Origin of the sequence: Novosphingobium kunmingense (genome assembly GCF_002813245.1) — a bacterium.
Classification (GTDB): Bacteria; Pseudomonadota; Alphaproteobacteria; order Sphingomonadales; family Sphingomonadaceae; genus Novosphingobium; species Novosphingobium kunmingense.
In genome coordinates, this window is the sequence record NZ_PHUF01000002.1 from 687970 (window position 1) to 714184 (window position 26215).

Here is a 26215-nt window from a genome sequence, read left to right on the forward strand (position 1 = left end):
GGGGACCGCCTTGCTCTTCAGACGCCTGCCCGTGGTGCTGGCCGCGCTGCTACCGACGTTGGCGCTTGCGGCCGACAGACCCACGGGTCATGCTGCGCCTCTGCCGCGCTCGGTGGCGCAGGCGCGGGTGGCGCTGCTTTTTGATCTGTCGAGCGAGCGTACGCTCTACGCCCGCAACGAGGAGGCCCGGTTTCTCCCCGCCTCGATGGCCAAGGCGATGACCCTGCTGGTGGCGTTCGACGCGATCAAGGCCGGGTCGCTGCGCGAAGATGCCCTGATCACGGTGCGGCCGGAAACCGCGCGGCGGTGGTCGGGTCGCGGCACGACGCTGTTCCTTCAGGAAAACGAGCGCGTGGCGGTGCGCGATCTGCTCGCCGGGGTAGCCCTGATCTCTGCCAACGACGGCGCGGTGGCCCTGGCCGAAGGAATGGATGGCAGTCTCACCCGCTTTTCAGAGCGCATGAACGCGCGCGCCCGCAACCTCGGCATGGCCGACAGCCACTTCACCTCGCCCAGCGGGTTTCCCGACGGTGGGGCGACCTATGTCTCGGCCATGGACCTCGTCCGGCTGACCCGCGCGCTGGTCGAAGATCACCCGATGCTCTACCGCCGCTACATCGCCGCGCCGTCGATGATGTGGAAAGGGCAACTCCACGCCAGCAAAAGCCCCTTTGTCGGCGTGGTGCCGGGCGGGGACGGCGTCAAGACCGGTCACACCTATGAAGCCGGGTTCAACTTCCTGGGATCGGCCGAACGCGGCGGACGGCGACTGGTCGTCGTCGTGGGCGGGGTCTGGACCGCGCCCGGACGCGCGCAATCGGCGCGCGATCTGCTGGAATGGGGATATTCGGAATGGGACGCGCGTAGCTGGCTCAGCCCCGGCACGCCGGTCGGACACATAGCGGTGCAACAGGGCGCACGGCGCAGAGTAGCGGTTACGGTGCCGCGCGCCTATCGCCTGACTGTGCCGCGCGGCGCCAGGGGCAGGGCCGAAGGCACAATCGTCTACTCCGGCCCAATCGCCGCGCCGATCGCGAAGGGGGCAAGGGTTGGCGAACTGCGTGTCTCGGTCGACGGGGCCTTGCCCTATGCCCTGCCGCTGGTTGCAGCCGAGACCGTCGAACGCGCCGGGCCGTTCGACAGAACGGTCAACGGGCTGCTAGGCCTGTGGCGATGACGATCGGACGATTCATTGCGCTGGAAGGCGGGGAAGGGGCGGGCAAGTCGACCCAGGCCCGCATGCTGGCAGCCGAGCTTGCGGCACGCGGAATTCCCTGCCGCATGACGCGCGAACCAGGAGGCACGCCCGGCGCCGAGGCGATCCGCGCGCTCCTGCTCGGCACCGATGGCGAAGGCTGGCACCCCCGCGCCGAGGCGCTGCTGTTCGCAGCGGCCCGCTCCGACCACGTCGAACGGTTGATCCGCCCGGCACTGGCAGGCGGCGAATGGGTGATCTGCGACCGCTTCGTCGATTCGAGCCGCGCCTATCAGGGCGGCGCGGGCGGCTTGTCGGACCGCGACGTCATGGCCCTGCACGCAATCGGCAGCGAAGGGCTGCTCCCCGATCTCACCCTGCTGTTCGAAGTGCGCCCGGACGTCGCACGCAGCCGTCTTGCCGTGAGGGACGGTGAGGTCGCCGACCGCATCGGCGGACGCGACACATCTTATCACGCCGCAGTCGCCGCAGCCTTCGCCCGCTTTGCTACTGACGAGCCCGAGCGCTTCGCGCGGATCGACGCCAATGATGATGCCGAGAGCGTCGCTGCACGCGTTATCGCCGCTCTCGCGCCGCTACTGGAACGCGCATGATCGGGCTGACCGGCCATGATCAGGCCTGGCGCGCCTGGGCCGAAGCGGCGGGATCGGCACGAATGCACCACGCCTGGATTCTCGCCGGGATCAAGGGGCTCGGCAAGGGCGCCTTCGCCCGCGCCGCCGCAGCGCGGCTTGTCGCCGAAACGGGTTTGCCGCAACCGGCGTGGGACGCACACCCCGACATCATCGTGCTCGATCATCTGCCTGCCAACGACAGCGAGGAGGAAAAACGCGCCGAAGGCAAGCCGTGGCAGAAGAAGCGCAACATCACGATCGACCAGGTGCGTCGGATGCAGGCGCGGCTGATCACTCGCCCGACGCTTGGAGCGCGGCGCGTCGTGATCATCGATCCGACCGACGACATGGAGAAGGGTGCCGTCAACGCGCTGCTCAAGAGCCTCGAGGAGCCGCCGGCAGGAACCTTCTTCCTGCTGGTTGCCCATCGCCTGGGCCGATTGCTGCCAACGATCCGTTCGCGCTGCCGCGTGCTGCGCTTTGCGCCGCTGGATGATGACGCGATCGACGCCATCTTGCGCAGCGAAGTCCCCCGGGCCGACGCCCTGACGCGTGCGGCGGCTATCGCTGCGGCCGAAGGGTCACCGGGAGCGGCGCTGTCTTTCGTCGAACAGGACCTCGGCGTATTGCACGGTATAATGCAGCGCCTGATCGACGAGGGTGACGAGCACCTCGCTCTGCGTGGCGCGCTGGCCGAGGCCATCGGCGCCCGTCCCGATCGCGAACGCCAGCAGGCGGTGATCGACCTAGCCCGCGCAGTCGCCGCTGCCGAACTCGCGCACAGCAGCAACGAGCGGCAGCAGCGCGTGATCGCGGCGCACGGCGAGCTGGTCCGGCTGGGAAGCCAGGCGAGCACCTACAACTTCGATCCGGCGCTACTGGTGATGGAGATTGGCGGCTTGCTGGCATCGCTCGCCATGCCTAGAGAGACCGCCTGACCTTCCGCACAGAAAGATTCCACGCCGGCCATGGGCGATCCGTTCTATATCACCACTGCGATTTCCTACCCAAACGGCAAGCCGCATATCGGCCATGCCTACGAAGCCATTGCGGCCGATGTGATCGCCCGCTTCCAGCGCCAGATGGGACGCGACGTGCGCTTCCAGACCGGAACCGACGAGCACGGCCTGAAAATGGCCCAGAAGGCTCGCGATCTCGGCACGACACCGGCCGCGCTTGCCGATGAAATGTCACAATATTTCATCGACATGGATGCAGCTCTCAACATTTCCTACGATGTCTTCCAGCGCACCACCGAACCGCGCCATCACGCCGCTTCGCAGGAACTGTGGCGCCGGATGGAGGCCAACGGCGATCTTTATCTGGACCGCTACGAAGGCTGGTATTCGGTCCGCGACGAGGCCTACTACGACGAAAGCGAGCTGGTGGGCGGGGACAGCGGCGAGAAACTGTCGCCCCAGGGCACACCGGTCGAATGGACGGTCGAGGAAAGCTGGTTCTTCCGCCTCTCGGCCTATCAGGACAGGCTGCTCGCGCTGCTCGAGACCGACGGTTTCCTGCGCCCCGAGAGCCGCCGGAACGAAATGATCGCCTTCGTGAAAGCCGGCTTGCGCGATCTCTCGATCTCGCGGACCAGTTTTGACTGGGGGGTCAAGGTGCCCGGCAGCGACACGCACGTCATGTACGTGTGGATCGATGCGCTGACCAACTACCTGACTGGCCTTGGTTTCCCCGACGAAGGCGCTGATTTCGCACGGTTCTGGCCCTGCGACCTGCACCTCATCGGCAAGGACATCACGCGGTTCCACACGATCTACTGGCCGGCCTTCCTGATGAGTGCGGGGATCGCTGTCCCGCGCCAGGTGTTCAGCCACGGGTTCCTGCTCAACCGCGGGCAGAAGGAATCGAAGTCGCTCGGCAACGTCACCGATCCGATCGAACTCGCCGACCGCTTCGGAGTCGATACCCTGCGCTATTTCCTCATGCGCGAGGTCGCGTTCGGACAGGACGGATCCTATTCGCCCGACGCCATCGTCACACGCGCCAACGCCGAACTGGCCAACAGCTTCGGCAATCTGGCTCAGCGAACCTTGTCCATGATTTTCAAGAATCTGGACGGCGATCTTAAGCCGTTCCAGACGGCTGAGGTCGACGACGCTCTTCACGTTCTCGTTGCCACTGCGTGCGGCAGCGAATTGCCCAAGGCATTCCAGGCGCTGGATTTCTCCAACGGCATCGAGGCCTGGATGCGCGCGGTTTACGCCTGCAACCAGTACGTTGACGAACAGGCGCCCTGGTCCCTTCGCAAGACCGATCCCGAGCGGATGCGCATCGTGCTCCAGACGCTTTTCATTGCCGTCCGCGACCTCGCGATCGCCATTCGCGCGGTGGTTCCGGCATCGGCTGACAAGCTGCTCGACCAACTCGGCGTGCCCTCGGGAGAACGCGATTTCGCTGCGCTGGCCGATGCCGACTGGTACGGGCGCCTCGTCGCCAGCGAATTTCGCGTGGCACAGCCCGTCGGGGTGTTTCCGCGCCTGGAACTGCCGGCAGAGACCGACTGATGTTGATCGACTCCCATTGCCACCTCGAATACAAGGGGCTTGTCGAAGACCAGCAGGGCGTTCTGGCGCGGGCACGCGACGCCGGGGTGGGGGGCTTCCTGTCGATCTCGACGCGACAGCGCGAATGGGACAAGGTCATCGGCACAGCCGAGCGCGAAGCAGACGTCTGGGCGAGCGTCGGGATCCATCCCCACGAGGCCGATGGCCATGCCGACATGGGTGAAGGGGCGTTGCTCGCCGCGACCGATCATCCTCGGGTAATCGCAATCGGCGAAACCGGGCTCGACTATTACTACGATCATTCGGACCGCCGGACGCAGCAGGATCTGTTCCGGCGCCACATAGCCGTCGCCCGCGCGACGGGCCTGCCGCTGATCGTGCACACCCGCGATGCAGAAGCCGATACGGCTAGGATCATGACCGAAGAAATGGAAAAGGGGACCTATCCCGCCCTGATCCACTGCTTCACCGCCTCGGCCGATTTTGCGCAGAAGATGCTCAACCTCGGCGTGACGATCTCTCTTTCAGGGATAGTCACTTTCAAGAATGCCAAAGACTTGCAAGCCATTGCTGCCAAAGTTCCCGAAGAGCGTCTGCTCGTGGAAACCGATGCGCCGTTCCTTGCTCCGGTGCCGCACCGCGGCCAGGTCTGCGAGCCGTCGTTCGTTGCCGACACGGCGCGCTTCGTGGCGAACCTGCGCGGAGTCGACCCCGCCGCTTTGGCGGCCAGTACGACCGCGAACTTTTCGCGCCTGTTCAGCAAGGCTGGCCTGTGAAGCTGATCATGCTGGGCAGCGGAACCTCCACAGGGGTTCCCCGCATCGGCAACGACTGGGGTGCTTGCGATCCGGCCGAACCCAAGAACCGCCGCAGCAGGGTTTCCATAGCGATCGAGAACGACGCGGGACAACGCATCCTGATCGACACTTCGACCGACCTGCGACAACAGTTGCTGGCGACCGGGATCGATCGGTTCGACGCGGTGTTCTGGACCCACGATCACGCCGATCACTGCCACGGCATCGATGATCTGCGACCGCTGCGCTATGGCCGCGGAGGACCGATCCCGGGCTATGCGGCCAGCGAAACTGTCCGCCGGCTGCGTCAGCGCTTCGGATACGTCTTTGCCGGCCAGTTCGGCTATCACACCATCGTCGAACTCGACACACTCGACCGCTTGCGGATGTGCGCCGGCTTCGGCGTTGCCTCGTGCCAGATGCCGCACGGTCCGGCGCAGAGCACTGCTTATCGGTTCGATTGCGACGGTAAGACAATTGGTTACGCGACAGACTTCAGTGAGATTACACGCGAGATGATCGACCTGTTCTATAAGGTTGATCTGCTCGTCGTAGATTGCCTGCGCCGCGAACCGCATCCTACCCACGCGCATCTTGGCATGGCGCTGGAACTTGTCGAGACAACCCGAGCGGGCTGCGGCGTGCTGACGCATCTCGACAAGTCTATGGATTATGCGACCCTGGCGGGCGAAGTGCCGGCCAACGTCCTCGTTGGCTTCGACGGTATGGAGCTTGCCGCATGACCACGGAAATCGTCTTTGCGCTGATTGGCGGCTTGCTGGTCCTGGCGCTCAACTGGCGTGCCATGGCATCGCATGGCCTCCCGCGCGAGCGGCTTGTGAAGCTGGCCCTGATCTGGATCGGCATCATCATCGTGATAACGGCAGGGGTGCGGTTCTTTGCTACCTGACTAAAATCAAACACAGTGTCATTTAACATAATATATATTATCAATCTCATATGCACGACAACGACCTTACATCCCTTCAGCGACTACTCGACATCATGGCCACCCTGCGTGACCCGGAGCGCGGCTGCGACTGGGACCGTGCGCAGGATTTCGCCTCAATCGCACCTTACACGATCGAGGAAGCCTATGAGGTCGCAGACGCAATCGAGCGGAACGACGCCGAGGCGCTGAAGGATGAACTTGGCGATTTGTTGCTCCAGGTCGTGTTCCACGCCCGCATGGCCCACGAAGCCGGCCTGTTCGATTTCTCCTCAGTGGCTGCGGGCATCGCCGCCAAGATGGAAGCACGCCATCCGCACATCTTCGGCGACCATCCGGATCACGGCCATTCGCGCGAGGAACGGTGGGAGAGCATCAAGGCATCCGAACGCCAAGCCAAGGGCGCGACGAGTGCCATGGACGGGGTCGCTCTCGCCCTGCCCGCGCTGATGCGGGCTGAGAAACTTCAGAAACGCGCGGCGCGGCAAGGCTTCGACTGGCCGGATAATCAAGGCCCCGCAGCCAAGCTGGCTGAAGAAGCGGACGAGCTGGCTGCGGCAAGCACAGATCGAGAAAGGATCGAGGAGGCCGGCGACCTGCTGTTTGCGGCGGTCAACGTCGCCCGCTCCTACGGCGTTGCGCCAGAGGATGCGCTTCGCGCCGCCAATGCCAAATTCGAACGCCGCTTCCGCACGATGGAGAGCCTTGCAGCTGCCAATGGCACGGAATTCGGCGCGCTCGATCTCGACCAACAAGAAGAGCTGTGGCGTGACGTCAAGGCGTCAGAGGCGGGTAAAGCGCCCTAGTTCGCGCGGTTCGAGCCGGACCGAGAGCCGCCGCAGCGGTCCTCGCTCATCCTCCCCTGCTTCGTCATCGGCCAGCACTTCGCCATGCGCATGCAGCCACGCCAGTCGCTGGCCGTCGCTGGCCGGCAGCACGAAAGTGTGCAGACGCGCACCCTGCGTCAAAAGGCGGCTCACCGCTTCGAGCAGCGCATCTGTCCCCACGCCGGTCAGAGCGGAAAGCGGAACGATTACCTCGTCGGGGTGGGCAGCGATCTGGTCTGTCAGTTCGATGGCCCGTTCGGCATCGAGCAGGTCCCATTTGTTCCAGGCCTCTACCATCGGGATGCGCGGGGTCTCGGCCTCGTCGTCGAGCAAGCCAAGATCGGACAGGATGTCGAGGACTTCGGCCTTCTGCGCGGCGGTATCGGGATTGGCGATATCGCGGACGTGGACGATCACGTCGGCGGCCGTAACCTCTTCCAACGTGGCGCGGAACGCGGCGACAAGCTGTGTCGGCAGGTCAGAGATGAACCCTACCGTATCCGAGAGTATCGCCTTGTCGACGCCGGGCAGACGAATCCGGCGCATGGTGGGGTCGAGCGTCGCGAACAGCAGGTCCTCGGCCATGACGCCTGCGCCCGTCAGTCGGTTGAACAGGGTCGATTTGCCCGCGTTGGTATAACCAACCAGCGCGATCACCGGCCAGGGCGCCTTCTCGCGGCGGCTGCGGTGTAGACCGCGCGTCCGTCTGACCTGCTCCAGTTCGCGGCGCAGACGGGCCATGCGATCGCGGATCATGCGACGGTCGGCCTCGATCTGGGTTTCGCCGGGCCCACCAAGGAAACCGAAGCCGCCGCGCTGCCGCTCTAGGTGCGTCCATGATCGGACGAGCCGGCCAGCCTGGTAATCGAGGTGCGCCAGCTCGACCTGAAGCCGACCTTCGGCTGTCGCCGCACGCTCACCGAAGATCTCGAGGATCAGGCCCGTGCGGTCGATCACCTTGCGCTTCAGCTTGTCTTCGAGGTTGCGCTGCTGGATTGCGGTCAGCGACCCGTCGACGATGACCAGCTCGGCATCGTCCTGGTTGCAGGCGACATCGATGTTCCGGATCTGGCCTTCGCCGAACAGCGTGCCGGCGCGCGCCTCGCGGATCGGAATGGCGATCGCATCGATGACGACGAGGCCGATCGCCAGCGCCAGCCCCTTAGCCTCTTCGAGGCGGGCCGCCGTATCGATCGACGCGCTCCCCCGCCCCCGGAAGTCCGGATAGACGACAAGAGCGCGCGCGCCGCGGGAAACGTCCTCGCGGTTATCGTCGAGAAAGCTCAGGCTTCGTCACCTTCCTCGCCGTCCCAGCCATCGCCGGTCAGATCGACCGGGCTCAGCGGCTGGATGGTCGAGACCGCGTGCTTGTAGGCAAGCTGCACATAACCTTCGCGTTCGAGCAGCATGCAGAAAAGGTCATAGGCCGCAACCCGGCCCTGCAGCATCACGCCGTTGACCAGGAACATGGTGACCTGCACGCCCGAGGCGCGCACGCTCGACAGGAACACGTCCTGAAGCAAGCGAACCTTCTTGGCCCCTTCGACCGTGCCGAACTGGCGGGCATCGACCGGCTGGCTGGGCATGATGGTGGAAACCGCGTGCTTGTAGACCAGTTGCGACTGGCCATCGCGGCGCAGCAGGATCGAGAAGTTGTCGAACCAGGTGACAATGCCCTGCAACTTGACACCCTTGACCAGGAACATGGTCACCGGGGTCTTGTTCTTGCGCAGCAGGTTGAGGAACTGGTCCTGCAGGTTCTGCCCCTTGGCCGGTGCCGGTGCGGCATCGGGATGGGTGACGGCTTCGGGGGTTTCGTCGGACGACTTTTCGGCGCGCGGACGGGCCGAGAGCGTGCGGGATGTCATCAGTCGGACTCCTTCTTTTTGACGGCCGCTGGTGCGGTCCGCATTCTGGCCGAGCCCATCGGGGCGCGAACCGGTTCAACTTGGGACGGGGTCTTACCGCCTTTCAGGACGGTCGTAAATCACCCGATGGCAGAAAACGCAGGGTCAGGCCTCTTCAAGCTCGGTTTCCTCGCCATCCTTGCCGCCAACCATGCCAAGCAGCTTGAGCTTGCGGTGCAGCGCCGAGCGTTCCATTCCAATAAACGAGGCTGTCCGCGAGATGTTGCCCGAGAACCGGCGGATCTGGACCCGCAGGTACTCGCGCTCGAAGTTCTCGCGCGCCTCGCGCAACGGCACGCCCATCAACGAAGGCATGCCGGTCTCGTTGCCGATGCGACCGTTGACAACTTCTCCCGGCAGCATGTCGGTCGCGATCCTGGCAAGCTGGTCGCGCGGGGTGAGGATAATGGTGCGTTCGACCACGTTGCGAAGCTGGCGCACGTTGCCCGGCCATTCGTAGCTTTGCAGCGCGGCCATGGCCTCCATCGCCACCTCGGGCGGCGGCACGCCTTGATCGGCGGCAAAACGGGCAAAGAAATGGTCTGCCAGCGCCGGAATATCCTCGCGCCGTTCGGCCAGTGATGGGATCGCCACCGGCACGACGTTGAGGCGGTAGAACAGATCTTCGCGAAAGCGGCTTTCGGCGATCTCCTTTTCGAGGTCGCGCGCGGTCGACGAGACAACGCGCACGTCGACGCGGATCTGGCGGTGCCCGCCGACCCGGACGAAAGCCTGTTCGGTCAGCACGCGAAGTATGCGCGCCTGGGTCGACAGCGGCATGTCGGCCACCTCGTCGAGATAGAGCGTCCCCCCATCGGCCATTTCGAGCAGGCCCGCACGGACCAGCTTGCCGCCCTGCTCTTCGCCGAACAGCTCCTGCTCGAAACGCTCCGGGGTGATGCGCGCCGAATTGACCGTGACGAAGGCATTGCCGGCTCGCGGGCTCCAGCTGTGCAGCAGCCGCGCGGCGACCTCCTTGCCGGTGCCGGCCGGGCCGCTGATCAGCAGACGGCTGCCGGTGTTGGCGACCCGCTTCAGCGTAGCGCGGACGGCGTTGATGGCCGAGCTGTTGCCCGTAAACTCGTCCGCCATGGTGAAGCCTTCGCGCAGGCGCGCGTTTTCACGGCGCAGGCGCTCGGTCTCGGTCGCGCGGGCGACCAGCAGCAGCAGGCGCTCGGCCTCGAATGGCTTCTCGATGAAATCCATCGCCCCGCGCCCGATTGCCGACACCGCAGTGTCGATATTGCCGTGCCCCGAGAAGATGATCACCGGGAGTTCCGGCTCGCGCTGCTTGATCGCATCCAGCACTTCGAGGCCGTCCATCGGGCTGCCATGCAACCAGACGTCAAGCAGGACCAGGCTTGGCCGCCGTTCGTCGACCATGGCCAACGCCGTGGTGCTGTCGCCGGCAGTGCGGCACTCATAGCCTTCATCGCTCAACACACCGGCAACGAGTTCGCGAATGTCGCGTTCGTCGTCGACGATCAGGATATCGAGGGCCATTGGTGTTCCTTTTCGGGGGTCATTCGGCAGCTTCCGACTTGGTCTGGGCGGAGAGCGGGTCGCGGGCGAAGCGCAGGGTGACGATGGTTCCATCGACGGGACCGGCGATGAAGGTCATCTCGCCGCCATGCTCCTCGACGATCTTGTTGACGATGGCGAGGCCAAGTCCGGTGCCCTTCTCGCGGGTAGTCACATAGGGCTCGACGATGCGTTCGCGGTCCAGCGGCAAGCCGACGCCGTTGTCGGCGATGGACACGATCACGTCCTCGTCCGTGCCGGTCAGCGCGACGGCGATCCGGCCGCGGTAATCGGTGTCCGCGACTTTCTGCCGCGCCTCTATAGCTTCGACTGCATTCTTGAGGACGTTGGTCATGGCCTGACCGAACTGGTGGCGGTCGCAGGCGATGATCCCGATCGATCCGTTGGCGGCAAAATCGAAGTTTATGTCCGGCCGCGCCACTTCCTGCAGGAACAGTGCTTGTCGCGCCAGGTCGACCGGATCCTCGCCACGAAAGACGGGCTTGGGCAGGCGGGCGAAACTAGAAAATTCGTCCACCATGCGGCGCAGGTCTCCGACCTGGCGGATGATCGTGCCAGTCAGTTCGTCGAACAATTCGGCATCGGCGGTGATCAGCTTGGCATAGCGGCGCTTGAGACGCTCTGTCGCCAACTGGATCGGAGTCAGCGGGTTCTTGATTTCGTGCGCGATCCGCCGCGCGACGTCCGACCAGGCCGCCTGCCGCTGGTCGAGCAGCTGGCGGGTGATGTCCTCGAAGGTGATGACATAACCGCTCGGCTCGCGCGTGGACTTCACCGCCAGGGTCAACAGTTCGCTCAGGCGCGAATACTGTACGACCCCGCCCTGCCGACCGCTTTCTGCCAGGCCAGCGAGCTGGGGTGCAATCTCGGCCAGTTTCCGTCCGACCGGATTGGGCTGGTCCTTGGTCAGCAAAAGCTTCTGCGCCGAGCCGTTGACAAGGAGGATCGTACCGTTCGCGTCGGTCGAAATGACGCCGGCGGTGACCGAATCGAGCACCGCCTCGATAAAGGCGCGTCGTTCATCGAGTTGCTGGTTCGCACCGCGCAGGTCCAGCGTCTGCCGCTCGAGTTGCTGGGTCATGCGGTTGAAGGCGCGGTTGAGCAGGCCGATTTCATCGGCCCCGGTGCGCCCTTCCACCCGCATCGAGAAGTCCCCCGCCCCGACCTGGCGCGCCGCATCGACCAGGTCGTAGAGCGGCTTCACCTGCCGGTCGGCAAAGCGCAGCGCGAACCACACCGACAGGCCGACCAGGGCCAGGCTGGCGATGAACAGCAGGATGTTGAACCGCAGCTGCTGGATGCGCGCACGCTTGGTCAGCTGGTCATAGGCCCGCACGATGTTCGACGCCTGCCCTGAAGACAGCAAGTCCGACTTGCGCGAAGTGTAGAGATAGGTGCCGGTGCGCCGGTCGATCGGCGTCACGGCCTGGATCGAATTGGCGCTCGAATTGATGACGATCGCCTCGCCCTTGTCGATCTGGCCAATCGCTTCGCCCGAAATCTCGGTCAAGGGCGCCTCGCCGCGGGTAAAGGCGACCTTGTGCAAGGTGCCGTCGGCACCCTTCTGCAGGATGGTCGATTCGCTGATCTTGCGGTTCAGAACCTGGAACAGGTAAACGTCCTGGAACTTGGCGCTGGCGATCGGCGTGGCGCCAAGCTCGTCGCGCAGGTCCGCCGCCATGGCAAGGCTTTCGTACTCCATGTCGCGGTGGATCTGCTCGGAATAGCCGCGCGCCAGCTTGTTGGCGTTCTCCAGCATCCCGCGCGAACTGTCGGAAAACCAGAATTCGACGCCCGACTGGAACAGGAACGAGGCAAAGACCACCACGAGCAGCGTCGGCACGGCCGAGATCATCGAGAAGAAGAACACCAGGCGGACGTGCATCCCCCCGCCGCCAGCCAGTTCCGACGATCGCTTGAGCGCCAGGTAGCGGCCGATCAGCACGACGATGGTCATCGCGGGCACCAGCGTCCCGACGAGCAGTGCGGCGGTCAGGTTGGAAGGGACGAGCTCACCCCGTTCGGACTGGGAAAACAGCGCGTACCAGGTCACGACGCTCATTGTGACGAAGGCCGCGACCGCCACCGCGAACATGACGACGAAGAAATTCGCGCGGCGCGCTGCAATCTGCACCCGGCGCCACCACCGGGGCCAGGGCTTGTTGCCAGAGGTGCCGCTCAGCAATTGCATCGTTGCCCAGTTACAACACCACTGTTGCACCGGTGCAAGAGTTTTCCGACCATCGGCGCTTAGGCCGGACGGGCGACTTGCAAGGGATCGATATCCAGTTCCTGCAACCGCTTGCGCAGCGTGTTGCGGTTGATCCCCAGTTCCTGCGCAGCGCGAAGCTGGTTACCGCCCGTCCGGCGCAGGACCGCAACGAACAGCGGGCGTTCGAACGCGGCCAGCGCTTCATCGTAAATCGCGCCCGGGGCCGGATTGACGTCCGTCAGCCAATCACCGACCGCCGTGTCGAGCCCTGCCGGACCTCGCGGATCGTCTCCGCGCATCGGTTCCAGCAGCGGGGTCAGTGCGCTTGCGTCGATCACATCCTCGCGGGCGAGCAACGCCAGGCGATAGATGAAGTTGCGCAATTCGCGCACATTGCCGCGCCAATGCTGCCTGCCGAGCAAGGCCGCTGCATCGTCCGTAAGGCTGTGCCGTGGCAGGCCCTCTCCGGCTGCAAGCGCCAGGAAATGGCGTGCCAGGGCGGCGATATCGTCCGCCCGTTCACGCAGCGGCGGCAGCGTGATCGGAACGACGTTGAGCCGGTAATAGAGATCCTCGCGGAAGGTTCCGGCGGCGATCATCGGTTCGAGGTCGCGGTTGGTCGCAGCCACAATGCGCGCGTCGACACTGATCTCCTCGCGCCCGCCGACCCGGCGGATCGACCCCGACTGCAAGGCACGCAACAGTCGCGTCTGCGCCTGCATGGGCATGTCGCCAATTTCATCGAGGAACAGGGTGCCGCCCTGGGCCTGCTCGAACTTGCCGGCGTGGCGGGCAACCGCGCCCGTAAAGGCGCCCTTCTCGTGGCCGAACAGCTCGCTTTCGATCAGTTCGCCCGGGATCGCCGCCGTGTTGACGGCCACGAAGGGGCCGGCCTTGCGCTGTCCAAGCTGGTGGATCGCTTCGGCGACCAGTTCCTTGCCGGTGCCGCTCTCGCCAAGGACGAGGACGGTAAGGTCGTTGCGCAGCACCCGCGTGATCATGCGGTACACCGCCTGCATCGGTGCGCTCCGCCCGACCAGCGGAAGACCGGCGACCGGCTGCTCGTCGCCTGGCCCGGCCTCAGCCGCCCCGCTGCCGACGGCCTGGCGGACGGTCCGCGCCAGTTCGTCGATGTCGAAGGGCTTGGGGAAGTATTCGAACGCGCCCGTATCGCTGGCCCGCACCGCCGTATCGAGGGTGTTTTGCGCCGACAGGATGATGATCGGCATGGCAGGCGCCAGGTCGCGCACCGTACCGATGGTCGCAATCCCGTCGCCATCGGTCAGCATGACGTCGGTAACCAGGGCCGAAAAGGTCTGCTGGCTCAAAAGTCGATCGCGTTCGGCGATCGAATCGCACCGGACCACTTCGAAGCCTTCAGCCTCGAGCGCGGCGGTGATCACCAAGGCGATCGAATCGTCGTCCTCGACCAGCAGCACGCTCATGCCGCGCGCTCCCTGACGGAACGGCGCGGGCTTTCGGCCATGGGCAGGTGAACGCGGAAGTGGGTCAGTCCCGTGACTTCATCGCGGTCGTGATTGATCCGCCCGTTCATGTCCCGGACCAAGCGCCTTACGAGCGCGAGGCCAAGCCCCTGCCCGCTCAGCTTTGTGGTCACGAACGGCTCGAACACATGCTCGCGCAAGGCAGGATCTATCCCGGGTCCGTTGTCGCTGACCCGCAATTCGATCGGTAGCCGCACCGGGCGACCGTCAGCGCTGGGGTGAAGCTGGAGGCCGCTGGCAAAGCGCGTGCGGATGGCGATCCGCGGGCTGCTGCCGTCGCGGCAGGCATCGGCAGCATTGCCGAGCAGGTTGAGCAGGATCTGAACAAGCGCATCGACGTTGCCCATCACCATCGGGAGTGAGGGATCGAATTCCTCGATGATCGTCGGCGCGGCGCCACCCGCCTCGATCACCGCGCGCGCGCGCCGGACGGCCTCGTGCAGATTGCAGGGCGCCAGATCGGGCGCGGTGCTGCGCGACAGCGTCTGCATCTGGTCGATCAGGTTTGCGATCCGGTCGACCTCGTCGGCGATCAAAGTGGTCAGGGTGCGATCGCCCTCGCCCAGCTTGCGGCCAAGGAGCTGCGCCGCGCCGCGTATGCCGGCCAGCGGGTTCTTGATCTCGTGCGCAAGAATCGCAGGTGCGCGCAGCACTCCTTCCTCTCCAGCGGGGGCATCGCCGCGCATCGCCTCGGCACCGCCGATGTCGATCAAGGTCAGCATCTGCCAGCCCGGCTGGTCCACCAGCGGCGCGGCGATAACGTCGACCCGCCGCGGATGCTGCCCCTGTCCGGCGACCGTCACGTCCGTCGCCCGCGCCGAAACGGTGGCGTCCGGCTCGGCCAGCTTTTCGGCCAGCAAGGGTTCGGCAAAGGTCAGGACGCCATCAAGCGGGCGCCCCTGCAGGCGGCGCAGGCTCTGACCGAACAGTTGCTCTGCTGCCGGGTTGGCGACGCTGATCGTCCGGTCCGGCGCCAGCAGCACCACCGCGAAGGGCAAGCTGGAGAGCTGGCGCTGCGGATCCATCGATCAGGCCGCCTGTCTTTCGATAGCCGGGGCGTAGAATGCACTCAGGTGGTCCATCACCACACGGGGATCATCGACGAAATTGACCATGTTGCGGAACGTCGCCGAGCCGTGCAGCCCGCGCGTGTACCAGCCAAGGTGTTTGCGCGCCATCTTGACCCCCGTGTCCTCGCCGTAAAGGTCGAGCATCCATTGGTAATGCTCAAGGATCAGTGACAATTGCTCTTCGAGCGTCGGATCAGCGACTTGCTGGCCGGTCTTGAGCCAATGCATGACCTGCGCCAGGAACCACGGCCGGCCATAGGCTCCGCGCCCGATCATCACGCCATCGGCACCCGATTGCTCGATCGCGGTGGCCGTATCCTCGATTCCGCAGATATCGCCGTTGACGATGACCGGGATCGTCACGGCCTCCTTCACCTTGCGGACGAAGCCCCAGTCTGCACTGCCCTTGTACATCTGGTTGCGAGTCCGGCCGTGGACCGTGATCATCTGCGCGCCAAGATCCTCGGCCACGCGCGCAAGTTCCGGGGCGTTCAGGCTGTCATGGCACCAGCCCATGCGCATTTTCACGGTAACGGGCACCTTGACCGCCTTGACCGTCGCTTCGATCAGGCTCGCCGCAAGCCGGGGCTCGCGCATCAGCGCGGAACCGGCATCGCCGTTGACGACCTTGCGCACCGGGCAACCCATGTTGATGTCGATGATTGCCGCGCCGCGGTCCTCGACCAGTTTGGCGGCCTCGGCCATCTGCGCCGGTTCGCAGCCGACAAGCTGCATCGAAACCGGCTCTTCCGCCGGGTCCCAGGCGGCCTTCTGGACCGACTGGCGTGTTTCGCGGATCGCGGCCGGACTGGCGATCATCTCGGTCACGTTGAGGCCCGAACCGAAGCGTCGCACCATGCGGCGAAACGGCAAGTCGGTGACCCCGGTCATCGGCGCGAGGATGACCGGACAGTCGATTGCCACGGGTCCGACCCGGATCGGATCGAGACGCGGCGGAGGGGGGAGAAGCGGATTCATTGATCGGTTTGTGCCTAAAAATTGGGCAGCACATAGGGAATTGCCGCGCGCGCGGCAAGCGCTTACCGGCATTACCGATGAATGCCCCCTCGCCCACTTCCTCTCTGTCCGCCGTGATCGTTGCCGCAGGCCAGGGTCTGCGCGCCGGGACCCCCTTGCCCAAGCAGTTCGCGATGTGGCGCGGCAAGCCCGTCGTGCGCCATTCGGCCGAGCGGTTGGCAGCCGCCGGTTGCAGGCCCATTGTGGTAGCGATCCCCGACGGCGCCGAGGACCTTGCCGGTGAGGCGCTGGCCGGGATCGACGCGGTGCGCCTTGTCGCCGGTGGCGCGACCCGGCAACAATCCGTGCGCCGCGCGCTGGAAGAGCTGGCCAGCGACACGCCCGACCTGGTCCTCATCCACGATGCGGCCCGGCCGCTGGTCACGCCGGGTGTCGTAGAGCGGCTGGTCTCGGCACTCGGTCGCTGCCCCGGCGCGATCCCGGTGCTCCCCGTGGTCGACAGCCTTGCCCACGTGCAGGGCGAGGAAATGGGTCCTCCTGCCCGACGCGAGGAACTGCGCCGCGTGCAGACGCCCCAGGCCTTCCGCTTCGCCGACATCCTGGCCGCCCATCGCGCCTGGACGGGCGACCATCCCGCCGGCGACGATGCGCAGGTTGCTCAGGCCGCAGGACTGGCGGTGGCGCTCGTCGAAGGAGACGAACTGTTGCACAAGCTGACATATGCCGCCGACTTCGCCGCCACGCGCCCGGTGCGGATTGGCACCGGCTTCGACGTCCACCGCCTTGCCGCCGGCGAGGAGCTGTGGCTGTGCGGCGTAAAAATCGAACACAGTCAGGGCCTTGCCGGGCATAGCGACGCCGATGTCGCAATTCATGCCGTGGTCGATGCGATCCTCGGTGCGATCGGCGATGGCGACATCGGCAGCCATTTTCCCCCCAGCGATCCGCAATGGCGCGGTGCGTCGTCCGATCGGTTCCTGGTCCACGCCGTCGCCCTTGCCGACAAGGCAGGCTACCGTATCGGCAACGTCGACGTGACCCTGATCTGCGAGGCTCCGAAGATCGGGCCGCACCGCCTGGCCATGCGCGAGCGGCTGGCCGAACTGCTCCAGATCGAAGTCGGCGATGTCAGCGTCAAGGCGACAACGACGGAACGACTTGGCTTTACCGGGCGCGGCGAAGGCATCGCAGCCCAGGCCGCTGCGGTTCTGGTTGCACAATGACGATGGATTTTCGGTTGCAACCGGACCATGCGGGGCTCACGAGTCGCTATATAATGGAAATCGCCGCGTGACCCTTCTCCCCGCCGACCTTGTCGAACTTGCCGAACGCGTCGTGCGCGAAAATCGCGCGGTCGGTCGCACCGTCGCCTTGGCCGAGAGCTGCACAGGCGGGCTCGTTGCCGCAGCGCTGACCGAAATCCCGGGATCCTCCGCCGTGTTCGACCGGGGGATCGTCGCCTATTCGAACGCCGCCAAGCACGAGTTGCTTGGCGTGCCGATCGACATCATGGAGACTTTCGGTTCGGTGTCGATCGCCTGCGCTTGGGCCATGGCGCAGGGTGTACTTTCGCGCACCCGGGTCGACGTGTCGGTGGCAATCAGCGGCATTGCCGGTCCCGACGGCGGCAGCGCGCAGAAGCCTGTCGGCACAGTGGTCTTCGCCCGCGCCGTGAAGGGTGAGCCCGAAGAACAGGCTGTTGCCGAAGAACGCCGCCTATGCGGCTCAAACAGAGCCGAAATCCGTCATCAGGCGGCGCTGTTCGCGCTCGAACTGCTGCTCCCGTAAAGCGCCTCGGCACGCGCTTCGAAAGCATTGACCATCTTGCGGAAGGCGCGGTCGAAGTATTGCCCGGCCAGCGCTTCGAAAACGGCGTTGCGGAAGGTGAAGTCGACGCAGAAGTCCACTTCGCAGCCGCCATCGTCGAGGGCGCGAAAGTGCCAGACATTGTCGAGGTCCCGCATCGGGCCGTCGACGTAGATCACCTCGATCCGCTCGGGACGGTTCTTGATCACGCGCGAGGTAAACTTCTCGCGCAGCGCCTTGAAACCAACCATCATGTCGGCGACCATTTCGGTCTCGTTGTCGGACCGGACCCGTGTTGCGACGACCCACGGCAGGAATTCGGCGTAGCGCCCGACATCGGCAACCAGGTCGTACATCTGCTGTGCCGACCAGGGCAGCCGGCGCACTTCGCGGATGCCCGGCATCAGGGGCGCGACGCGGACTTGGCCAGTTGCGCCTCACGCGCGGCGCGCATGGCCTTGAAATCGTCGCCGGCGTGATAGCTCGACCGGGTCAGCGGGCTCGAGGCGACCAGGAGAAAACCCTTGGCCCGCGCGATCGCGCCATAGGCGCTGAACGCCTGCGGCGTGACAAAATCGATCACCGCGGTATGCCGGGGCGTGGGTTGCAGGTATTGGCCCATGGTCAGGAAATCGATCCCGGCGCTGCGCATGTCGTCCATCACCTGGTGGACTTCCAGCCGCTGTTCGCCGAGGCCCAGCATGATGCCCGACTTGGTGAAAATCAGCGGGTTGTGGCGCTTTACCTCTTCCAGCAGCCGCAGCGAGGCATAGTAGCGCGCGCCCGGGCGGATCGTCGGATAGAGCCGCGGCACGGTCTCGAGGTTGTGGTTGTAGACATCAGGCCCGGCGGCCACGATCGCCTCCACCGCCTCTCGCATCTTGCCGCGAAAGTCTGGAGTCAGAATTTCGATCGTGGTCGACGGCGTGTTGCGCCGCAGCGCTTCGATGACCTTGACGAACTGCCCGGCCCCGCCATCCGGCAGGTCGTCACGGTCGACCGATGTGATGACGATGTGCTCAAGCCCCAGCTTGGCCGCCGCCACGGCGACGTTTTCCGGCTCGAGCGGGTCGACGGTACGCGGCATCCCGGTCTTGACGTTGCAGAAGGCGCAGGCCCGCGTGCAAACGTCGCCCAGGATCATCACCGTGGCGTGCTTCTTGGTCCAGCATTCGCCGATATTGGGGCAGGCTGCTTCCTCGCACACGGTGTTGAGCTTGAGATCGCGCATGAGCTGGCGCGTCTCGCCATAACCCTTGCTGGTCGGGGCCTTTACACGGATCCAGTCGGGCTTGCGCTGGCGTTCGCTCTTCGGTGCGGAGGAGAGATCGTTCATGATCTGGCCCTCTAGGCCTTTGCGCTGCGGCTTGCCAGCGTGAAAATATCCCGCCAATAGCCCTGTCCATGACTGACAGCGCCCCTCCCGTCCTCGATCGCCTGGTCGAGGGTTATCGCCGATTTCGCACCCACGGCTGGTCGGAAAATCGCGAGCGCTGGGCCATGCTGAACGAGGGCCAGCAGCCCGAAGTCATGGTCATCGCCTGCTCCGACAGCCGGGTCGATCCGGCCCAGATCTTCGACGTGGCGCCGGGTGAGATCTTCGTGGTGCGCAACGTCGCGGCCATGGTCCCGCCGTTCGAGACCACGCCCGGTCACCATGGGGTGTCTGCAGCGCTGGAGTTCGCCGTGCAGGTCCTCAAGGTCAAGGAAGTGGTGGTCATGGGACATGGCCTGTGCGGCGGCTGCAAGGCCGCGCTGACCCGCGAACTGCATGGAACCGAACCCGGTGAAGGCGGCTTCATCGCCGACTGGATCGCCCTGCTGGACGAGGCGCGCGAACCGGTGGTGGCCAGGCACGGTACCCACGGTCACGAAGCCGAGCGCGCGATGGAGCTGGCCGGCGTCCGGCAGAGCCTTGCCAATTTGCGCACCTTTCCCTGCGTCCGGCGCAAGGAACGCGACGGGGAACTGACCCTGCGCGGCGCGTTCTTCGCCATCTCGGACGGTGTTCTGCACCTGCTCGACGAGACGACCGACGAGTTTTTGCCCGCCGCATAAGCGAAGGGCGGCGATTGCTCGCCGCCCTTTGCCTTTACAACTTCACGAAGCCTTACTGCGCGGCCGGCGCGGCTGCCGTCTTGCTGTTGGCATAAGCCGTCCACAGCGCCGCCATCGGCTTGCGCGCGCCTTCGATCTTGGCGAAGGTCGCGATCGCCGCAGCGGTCTGCCCCATGTCAACCTGCGCGATGCCCAGGCGGGTCAGCGCGCGGGCGGTATCGATGCCCGGCTTGCCCAGCGCGATCTGGTACAGTTCGGCTGCCTTGGCCGGCTGGTCATAGCTGAGATAGGCGTCGGCCGCCGCCATCACGATAGTTGCCGTGGCGGCGCCGGCACGCGCATCGCGCTCCAGCCCGGCGAGCGACGCCTTGTCCGCGGCGACACGGCCCGACGCGATCGTCCGTGCCTCGCTCACGGTCTGGTCCGAGGCGGTCAGCTTGCCCGAAGCAACGCCGGCGTTGATGATCTTCATCACTTCGCCCGGCGAACGGCGGGGGTCGGCGGCCTGGATGTATTCGATGTAATCGCGCGCTTCCATGTAGCTTTTGGTGCGATCCATCAGGCGCAGCAGGTCGATCATGTCCTGGGAGGGATAGCGGGCCAGGTCGCGCAGCACGGCGATCGACAGGCCCCAGTTCTGCGTGGTCGGGTAACCGGCAACGAGGCGCGAGCCGAAGAACCCGGCCTGGTCGGCCAGCTTCGCCTGGTAGGCGACGACTTCGCCGCGGCGCAGCCAGTCCTCCGGCGCAGCCGCGCCCTTGGCGGTTACGGCCTTCTGCAGGATGGCGAGGCCTTCCGCAGCCTTGCCTTCACTGATGAAAGCTTCGGCCAGGAGACTGTCGATGTCGTTCTTGGCATAGCCGGCCGCCTGCGCAGCCGACAGCGCCGTGCGCGCGGCGGCATAGTCCCGCATGTCGTAGGACAGCGCGCCGACGAAGTAGTTGAATTCCGCCGCCTGCTCGGGAGGCAACTTGCCGCTTTCGACCGAGGCCGCAAGGCCGGTGCGCTGAAGCGAACGATCATCGCCAACCTTGCCCAGCGCAAAGGCGAGCTGGCCATAGATCATCTTGTCGTCAGGCGTGGTGCCGGCGGCGCGGAACTGTTCGAGCTGGGCCTTTTCGGCGCTGAGCAGATTGCCGAGCGCCGCCACAGCGGCGTCATAGCCGGTGCGGGCGGTATCACGCGCGGCCTTGGTCCGTGCGGCGTTGACCGCAGCGGCGGCCTGGGCGATCGCGGCCTTGGCCTGGATCACGTCGGGGCGCTTGGCGGCGTTGTCGATCGCGGCCTTGGTCGGGTTGTAGAGCGCTATGGCCGGCTTGCTCAGCGTGATCTTGGCCTGGGCGGGGGCGGCCTTTTCCTTCTCCTTGGCCACCGCGGGGCTGGCGCCCACGATCCCGAGAGCAAGAACTGCGCCGAGCGCCGTGCGGGTGAGATACGAACTGCGGAACATCACAATCATCTCCTGTGCGGCGGCGTGGAAGGGCCCATTCCCCATCCTCTCGCAACCATGAACTTATCGAACGCCAAATGGCGGGGATTCGCCCGTTTGGCAACAGGCGGGCGCAGTAGGGTCGCAGCGGTGAACCACATTTGAATAACCCTTGGCCGCTTTGTTCAGATTTGCTGCGCGAGGTGTGGAAAACGGGACCGGAATCGGGCCCGCAGGCGCCGCCGCGCTGGCCTTCCCCGCCGCCTTGTCCTAGGGCGTCAACCACGAAACCCTTCCCGCTAACAACCGGCGATTTTTGCGCGTGAGCGACGACAACGACACCATCGATTCCATCGGCCCGGACCCGATAGGTCCGTCAGGCGAGTTCCAGCGCGTTGACATCGTCGATGAAATGAAGACCAGCTACCTCGATTACGCGATGAGCGTGATCGTGGCGCGCGCCCTGCCGGACGTCCGCGACGGTTTGAAGCCGGTCCACCGTCGCATCCTGTTCGCCAGTCAGGAGGGTGGCTTTGTCGCCGGCCGACCCTATCGCAAGAGCGCGAAGATCGTCGGCGACGTGATGGGCAACTACCACCCGCATGGCGACAGTGCGATCTATGACGCGCTGGCACGGATGACCCAGGACTGGTCGATGCGCCTGCCTCTGATCGACGGCCAGGGCAACTTCGGTTCGATGGACCCCGATCCGCCAGCCTCGATGCGTTATACCGAGGCGCGCCTTGCCCGCGTCGCCAATTCGCTGCTCGACGATCTCGACAAGGATACGGTTGACTTCAGCGACAACTACGACGGATCGCGGCAGGAGCCGACGGTGCTGCCCGCGCGCTTCCCCAACCTTCTGGTCAACGGTGCGGGTGGCATCGCGGTCGGCATGGCGACCAACATCCCGCCTCACAACCTGGGGGAAGTGATCGACGGGTGTCTGGCCTACATGGACCGGCCTGCCATCACGTCGGAAGAGCTGTTCGAGATTATCCCCGGGCCGGACTTCCCCACCGCGCCGCTGATCCTGGGCCAATCCGGTGCTCGCAAAGCCTATACCGAAGGCCGCGGCAGCATCATCATGCGCTGCAAGCACGAGGTCGAGGAAGGCCGCGGCGACCGTCGCTCGATCGTGCTGACCAGCATTCCCTATCAGGTCGGCAAATCGGGCCTGGTCGAGAAGATCGCCGAAGCGGCCAAGGACAAGCGGATCGAAGGCGTTTCCGACATCCGCGACGAATCGAGCCGGCTTGGCGTGCGCGTGGTGATCGACCTTAAGCGCGATGCGACGCCCGAGGTCGTGCTCAACCAGCTGTGGCGCAACACGCCTGCGCAGTCGAGCTTCCCGGCCAACATGCTGGCGATCCGTGGCGGACGGCCCGAAGTGCTGACCCTGCGCGACATCATCGCCAGCTTCATCTCCTTCCGCGAGGAAGTGATCACCCGCCGCACCAAGTTCGAACTGAACAAGGCGCGCGATCGGGCGCACATCTTGCTCGGCCTGGTGGTCGCGGTCACTAACCTCGACGAAGTGGTGCGGATTATCCGCGGCGCACCCAATCCGGCGGCCGCGCGCGAGGCGCTGCTGCGCCGCGAATGGCCGATCGGCGAGATCGCGCAGTACATCCGCCTGGTCGAAGCGATCGAGCCGAGTGCCGAGCAGGATGGCGGGACCTATCGCCTGAGCGAAGTGCAGGTGAAGGCGATCCTCGACTTGCGCCTGCACCGTCTGACTGCGCTGGGCCGCGACGAGATCGGCGACGAGCTTAAGGAACTGGCCGCCGCGATCGAGGAATACCTTTCGATCCTGGCCGACCGCGTGAAGCTTTATGGCGTCATGCGCGAGGAATTGACCGCGATCCGCGACGCCTATGCGACGCCCCGCCTGTCGCAGATCACCGCCGCCGCCGACGGGATCGAGGATGAGGACCTGATCGAGCGCGACGACATGGTCGTGACGGTCACAATGGACGGCTACATCAAGCGGACGCCGCTTTCGACCTTCCGCGCCCAGGCGCGCGGCGGCAAGGGCCGCGCCGGCATGGCGACCAAGGACGAGGACGTCGTCACGACCATGTTCGTCACCAGCACGCACAACCCTGTGCTGTTCTTTTCGACCGCAGGGAAAGTCTACCGCCTCAAGGTGTGGAAGCTGCCCGAGGGCGGACCGGCAACCCGCGGCCGGCCGATCGTCAACCTGCTCCCGGCGCTCGACAAGGACGAAACGATCCAGACCGTGCTGCCCCTGCCCGAGGACGAGGCCGAATGGGGCAGCCTGTCGGTCGTCTTCGCTACCGCGAAGGGCAACGTGCGCCGCAACAGCATGGAACTGTTCACCAACGTTCCCAGCAATGGCAAGTTTGCCATGCGCTTCGAGGACGAAAGTGAGGACCGGCTGATCGGCGTCGCCCTGCTCGAGGCAGGCGACGATGTGCTGCTGGCCACGCGCAGCGGCAAGGCATTACGCTTTGCCGGAGACGACGTGCGCGAGTTCCAGAGTCGCACCTCTACCGGGGTTCGCGGCATGACGCTGAAGGGCGACGACGAGGTGATCAGCCTGTCGATCCTCCACCGCGTCGGCGTAAGGGACCAGGAGGAGCGGGAAGAATACCTGCGCTTCGCTCCGTGGAAGCCGGAAAAGGACGGCGAAATGCGCGACCAGGAACGCTATGCCTTCCTGCGCGAGCGAGAGCAGTTCATCCTTACAGTCTGCGCCAATGGCTACGGCAAGCTCAGCTCTGCGATCGAATACCGTCGCACCGGACGCGGTGGTCAGGGCATCACCAACATCGACAACATCGCGCGTAACGGACCCGTGGTGGCCAGCTTCCCGGCCAGCCAGGCCGACCAGTTGATGCTGGTGACCGACCAGGCCAAGTTGATCCGCTTGCCGCTGGAAAGCCTTCGGGTCATCGGCCGCGGCAGCGCCGGTGTTCGTCTGTTCAACGTCGCCGACGAGGAACACGTTGTCAGCGCAGTGCGCCTTGCCGACGACGGCGGCGATGACGAGGATGCGGCGGAGCCGAACGAAGCGGGACCGGTGATCGGCGAAGCGGGAGACGCCTGACGCCGCGAACCTTCAAGGTTTGCGGTAGGAACGAATGGCGACGATCGCGGTGCCGACCAGTACCGCGCCCATGACGACGGTGGCGATGAGGAAGCCGGAGTGGCCTTCCTTGAACAGCGGCGTCTCGAAGTTCATGCCGAAGATGCCGGCAAGCGCGCCGATCACGCCGATGCCGATCGTGAAGAACGTCAGGGTGCGCAGCAGCCGGTTGGTGTCCTGCGCGACGCGGGTGGCGTAAAGTTCGAAGCTTGCGACGACCGTATCGCGCAGGCGGGCCACTTCGTCTTCCAGGCGTTCGTAGCCGGCCTGCAGATGCTCGAGATGGACCTTGTCGTCCGGTGCCATGTCGGGAAGGAAATCCGGACGTGTCAGCGCATGGATAACCGCCCGGTAGGCATCGACCAGCTCGCGCAGGCGCGAAACCTGGCGGCGCAGTACAGCCATGACCTGGAGAGTGTTGGTGCGCTCGCGACTGGTCAGCACGCTTTCCTCAAGCCGGTCGATTTCCCGGTTGATTGCATGGATCCGGTCGTGAACGCGGCTGAAATGCTCGGCGACGAGGGCTGCGGCCAGGGTCGTTCCGGTAAGGTTGCCCTTGGTCGTGTCGTTCGCCTCGTGGCGGACCATCTCCTCGAAATCGATCGCCCTCCCCTCGCCGATCGAGCAGAGCCAATCCTGCCCGACGATAAGATTGAGAAGTTCCGTCTTCTCGGCATTTCGGGTGCTGAGGACCGGTATCGCGACGCAGAAGAAGGTCTCGTGAACGCGGACCCCGAAATCCTTCAACCGGCAGGTCGCGGCGCCCGCGTCGATCGCCTTGGGCAGCGTGAGCTTGCCAAACGCGGCCGGGGTGGCGTTGATCCACAACAGGCTGTCCGACGTGATCCGCAGACGCACCAGATCCTTTGGCTCAAGCGTGCGGTCATGACCCCTGGCCTTGTAGAACTGGATCTGCATAGTCCACGCGCCCTTCCCGATTGCGGCGCTATAACGCTTGGATCCCGTGCTTTGTTGCACCGCTGCGCCGGCGCAATTCGCCCACAACGCCCGTGCAGATGAGGAACTGGCCGAAGTAGTAGAGCGGCCAGATCAGCAGATTGGGGACGATGCTGTCCGCGAGGGGTCCCATCCGGGCAAAAATCAGCAGGTCCGAGACAGCGAACATCACCGCGCCCAGTCCCACCTGGTAGCGCGAGAACGAGCTGGTCCAGGCGCAGGCGACCATGCCGGCAAGGGCGAGGCTGTAGAACGCAACCGGAAGCGCGGCACCGCGATCGGCCGGCAACAACCAGGCGATCACCGGGATCGCGACCAGCAGGACAAGGGCCAGTAGCCTCTGGCTGGCGGCAAGCGCGGTCCGGCGGTGGCGCAGGTAAAGCGCCATCGCGACCAGATGGCCGACAAGGAACGCGGCGGCGCCGGCTTCCATCCGGTATTCGATCAGGACATCGCCCAGCGCCCCGCAGGCCATGACAGCCGCGATAGTGCGCGAATCGTTGCCCCCGTGCCGCGCCAGCGCATAGACCACGAGCAGCGCGACGCCCGCACCTTTGAGCAGCCACTCGAACAGGTCCGGCACGGCGCCGTTGCGGACAAAATAATAGGATATGGACGCGACCAGGCTGGCGACCAGCCAGGGCCGTTTTTGGATCAAGGCGCGCTTGGGCATGTCGGTTTGTTCCCCCCTTCCCGCCTGCTTGGCGTTGG

General features: G+C 65.2%; 24 protein-coding genes. 12 read left to right on the forward strand and 12 right to left on the reverse strand.

Annotated elements, in window-relative coordinates:
• Positions 1-10 precede the first annotated feature (10 nt).
• The 8 genes from B0I00_RS03365 to mazG are packed head-to-tail and all read left to right on the forward strand — an operon-like array spanning position 11 to position 6907.
• Positions 11-1177: a D-alanyl-D-alanine carboxypeptidase family protein gene (locus B0I00_RS03365; RefSeq protein WP_198519128.1), complete on the forward strand. Its 1167-nt coding sequence runs from the start codon at positions 11-13 to the stop codon at positions 1175-1177.
• A complete protein-coding gene (gene tmk / locus B0I00_RS03370) occupies positions 1174-1809 on the forward strand; it encodes a dTMP kinase (RefSeq protein ID WP_100865911.1) in 636 nt (211 codons plus the stop codon). The genes B0I00_RS03365 and tmk overlap by 4 nt, the downstream gene beginning before the upstream one ends.
• The gene (locus B0I00_RS03375; protein WP_100865912.1) at positions 1806-2768 is read left to right on the forward strand and encodes a DNA polymerase III subunit delta'; all 963 of its coding nucleotides are present in this window, start codon (positions 1806-1808) and stop codon (positions 2766-2768) included. Before tmk ends, B0I00_RS03375 begins: the two co-directional genes overlap by 4 nt.
• A gap of 30 nt (positions 2769-2798) precedes the next feature.
• Positions 2799-4355, forward strand: coding sequence for a methionine--tRNA ligase (gene metG / locus B0I00_RS03380; RefSeq protein ID WP_100865913.1), 1557 nt, complete (start codon positions 2799-2801; stop codon positions 4353-4355).
• The gene (locus B0I00_RS03385; protein WP_100865914.1) at positions 4355-5131 is read left to right on the forward strand and encodes a TatD family hydrolase; all 777 of its coding nucleotides are present in this window, start codon (positions 4355-4357) and stop codon (positions 5129-5131) included. Before metG ends, B0I00_RS03385 begins: the two co-directional genes overlap by 1 nt.
• On the forward strand, positions 5128-5895 hold the full coding sequence (locus tag B0I00_RS03390) for an MBL fold metallo-hydrolase (protein WP_100865915.1): 768 nt from the start codon (positions 5128-5130) through the stop codon (positions 5893-5895). Before B0I00_RS03385 ends, B0I00_RS03390 begins: the two co-directional genes overlap by 4 nt.
• A complete protein-coding gene (locus B0I00_RS16980; protein WP_157812458.1) occupies positions 5892-6062 on the forward strand; it encodes a hypothetical protein in 171 nt (56 codons plus the stop codon). Before B0I00_RS03390 ends, B0I00_RS16980 begins: the two co-directional genes overlap by 4 nt.
• Positions 6063-6112: 50 nt before the next feature.
• Positions 6113-6907 (forward strand): nucleoside triphosphate pyrophosphohydrolase, encoded by a 795-nt coding sequence (mazG, locus tag B0I00_RS03395; RefSeq protein WP_100865916.1) that lies wholly within the window; start codon positions 6113-6115, stop codon positions 6905-6907.
• On the opposite strand, the gene hflX is transcribed toward mazG, so the two are convergent.
• The 7 genes from hflX to dusB all read right to left on the reverse strand — a co-directional run bounded on the left by hflX (position 6884) and on the right by dusB (position 16142).
• Complete coding sequence (gene hflX, locus B0I00_RS03400; RefSeq protein WP_100865917.1) at positions 6884-8215, reverse strand: GTPase HflX; 1332 nt, start codon at positions 8213-8215, stop codon at positions 6884-6886. The two genes, mazG and hflX, sit on opposite strands and share 24 nt — an antisense overlap.
• A complete protein-coding gene (hfq, locus tag B0I00_RS03405; RefSeq protein ID WP_100865918.1) occupies positions 8212-8796 on the reverse strand; it encodes an RNA chaperone Hfq in 585 nt (194 codons plus the stop codon). The genes hflX and hfq overlap by 4 nt, the downstream gene beginning before the upstream one ends.
• Before the next feature lie 144 nt (positions 8797-8940).
• Positions 8941-10338: a nitrogen assimilation response regulator NtrX gene (gene ntrX, locus B0I00_RS03410; protein WP_100865919.1), complete on the reverse strand. Its 1398-nt coding sequence runs from the start codon at positions 10336-10338 to the stop codon at positions 8941-8943.
• Between the two features lie 19 nt (positions 10339-10357).
• Positions 10358-12568 (reverse strand): sensor histidine kinase, encoded by a 2211-nt coding sequence (locus B0I00_RS03415; protein WP_232730096.1) that lies wholly within the window; start codon positions 12566-12568, stop codon positions 10358-10360.
• 59 nt (positions 12569-12627) lie between these two features.
• Positions 12628-14034 (reverse strand): sigma-54-dependent transcriptional regulator, encoded by a 1407-nt coding sequence (locus B0I00_RS03420; protein ID WP_100865920.1) that lies wholly within the window; start codon positions 14032-14034, stop codon positions 12628-12630.
• Positions 14031-15119, reverse strand: a complete 1089-nt coding sequence (locus B0I00_RS03425; protein WP_100865921.1) for a two-component system sensor histidine kinase NtrB — start codon at positions 15117-15119, stop codon at positions 14031-14033. The genes B0I00_RS03420 and B0I00_RS03425 overlap by 4 nt, the downstream gene beginning before the upstream one ends.
• 3 nt (positions 15120-15122) lie before the next feature.
• A complete protein-coding gene (gene dusB, locus B0I00_RS03430; protein WP_100865922.1) occupies positions 15123-16142 on the reverse strand; it encodes a tRNA dihydrouridine synthase DusB in 1020 nt (339 codons plus the stop codon).
• A 77-nt stretch (positions 16143-16219) separates the two neighbouring features.
• Here dusB and B0I00_RS03435 point away from each other — a divergent pair, with 77 nt between their 5' ends.
• Both B0I00_RS03435 and B0I00_RS03440 read left to right on the forward strand, forming a co-directional pair.
• Positions 16220-17365, forward strand: coding sequence for a bifunctional 2-C-methyl-D-erythritol 4-phosphate cytidylyltransferase/2-C-methyl-D-erythritol 2,4-cyclodiphosphate synthase (locus B0I00_RS03435; RefSeq protein WP_100865923.1), 1146 nt, complete (start codon positions 16220-16222; stop codon positions 17363-17365).
• Between the two features lie 67 nt (positions 17366-17432).
• Entirely contained in the window at positions 17433-17930 is a 498-nt protein-coding gene (locus B0I00_RS03440) for a CinA family protein (RefSeq protein ID WP_232730097.1), read from the forward strand.
• Here the strand turns inward: B0I00_RS03440 and B0I00_RS03445 are convergent.
• Together B0I00_RS03445 and lipA are read right to left on the reverse strand one after the other, a co-directional pair.
• Positions 17891-18352: a type II toxin-antitoxin system RatA family toxin gene (locus tag B0I00_RS03445; protein ID WP_100865925.1), complete on the reverse strand. Its 462-nt coding sequence runs from the start codon at positions 18350-18352 to the stop codon at positions 17891-17893. The genes B0I00_RS03440 and B0I00_RS03445 overlap by 40 nt on opposite strands.
• Positions 18352-19284: a lipoyl synthase gene (lipA, locus tag B0I00_RS03450; RefSeq protein ID WP_100865926.1), complete on the reverse strand. Its 933-nt coding sequence runs from the start codon at positions 19282-19284 to the stop codon at positions 18352-18354. Before lipA ends, B0I00_RS03445 begins: the two co-directional genes overlap by 1 nt.
• A 68-nt stretch (positions 19285-19352) precedes the next feature.
• On the opposite strand from lipA, the gene B0I00_RS03455 reads away from it, so the two are divergent.
• Positions 19353-20006, forward strand: a complete 654-nt coding sequence (locus B0I00_RS03455; protein ID WP_100865927.1) for a carbonic anhydrase — start codon at positions 19353-19355, stop codon at positions 20004-20006.
• 52 nt (positions 20007-20058) lie between these two features.
• On the opposite strand, the gene B0I00_RS03460 is transcribed toward B0I00_RS03455, so the two are convergent.
• Positions 20059-21456 carry a hypothetical protein gene (locus B0I00_RS03460; RefSeq protein WP_157812459.1) on the reverse strand — a complete coding sequence of 466 codons (1398 nt, stop codon included), beginning with the start codon at positions 21454-21456 and terminating at the stop codon, positions 20059-20061.
• Positions 21457-21757: 301 nt separating this feature from the next.
• On the opposite strand from B0I00_RS03460, the gene gyrA reads away from it, so the two are divergent.
• On the forward strand, positions 21758-24508 hold the full coding sequence (gene gyrA, locus B0I00_RS03465) for a DNA gyrase subunit A (protein ID WP_100865929.1): 2751 nt from the start codon (positions 21758-21760) through the stop codon (positions 24506-24508).
• Between the two features lie 12 nt (positions 24509-24520).
• Here the strand turns inward: gyrA and B0I00_RS03470 are convergent, their stop codons facing one another.
• Both B0I00_RS03470 and B0I00_RS03475 read right to left on the reverse strand, forming a co-directional pair.
• On the reverse strand, positions 24521-25465 hold the full coding sequence (locus B0I00_RS03470) for a CorA family divalent cation transporter (RefSeq protein WP_100865930.1): 945 nt from the start codon (positions 25463-25465) through the stop codon (positions 24521-24523).
• A 28-nt stretch (positions 25466-25493) separates the two neighbouring features.
• The gene (locus B0I00_RS03475; protein WP_100866474.1) at positions 25494-26177 is read right to left on the reverse strand and encodes a lysoplasmalogenase; all 684 of its coding nucleotides are present in this window, start codon (positions 26175-26177) and stop codon (positions 25494-25496) included.
• Positions 26178-26215: the final 38 nt, after the last annotated feature.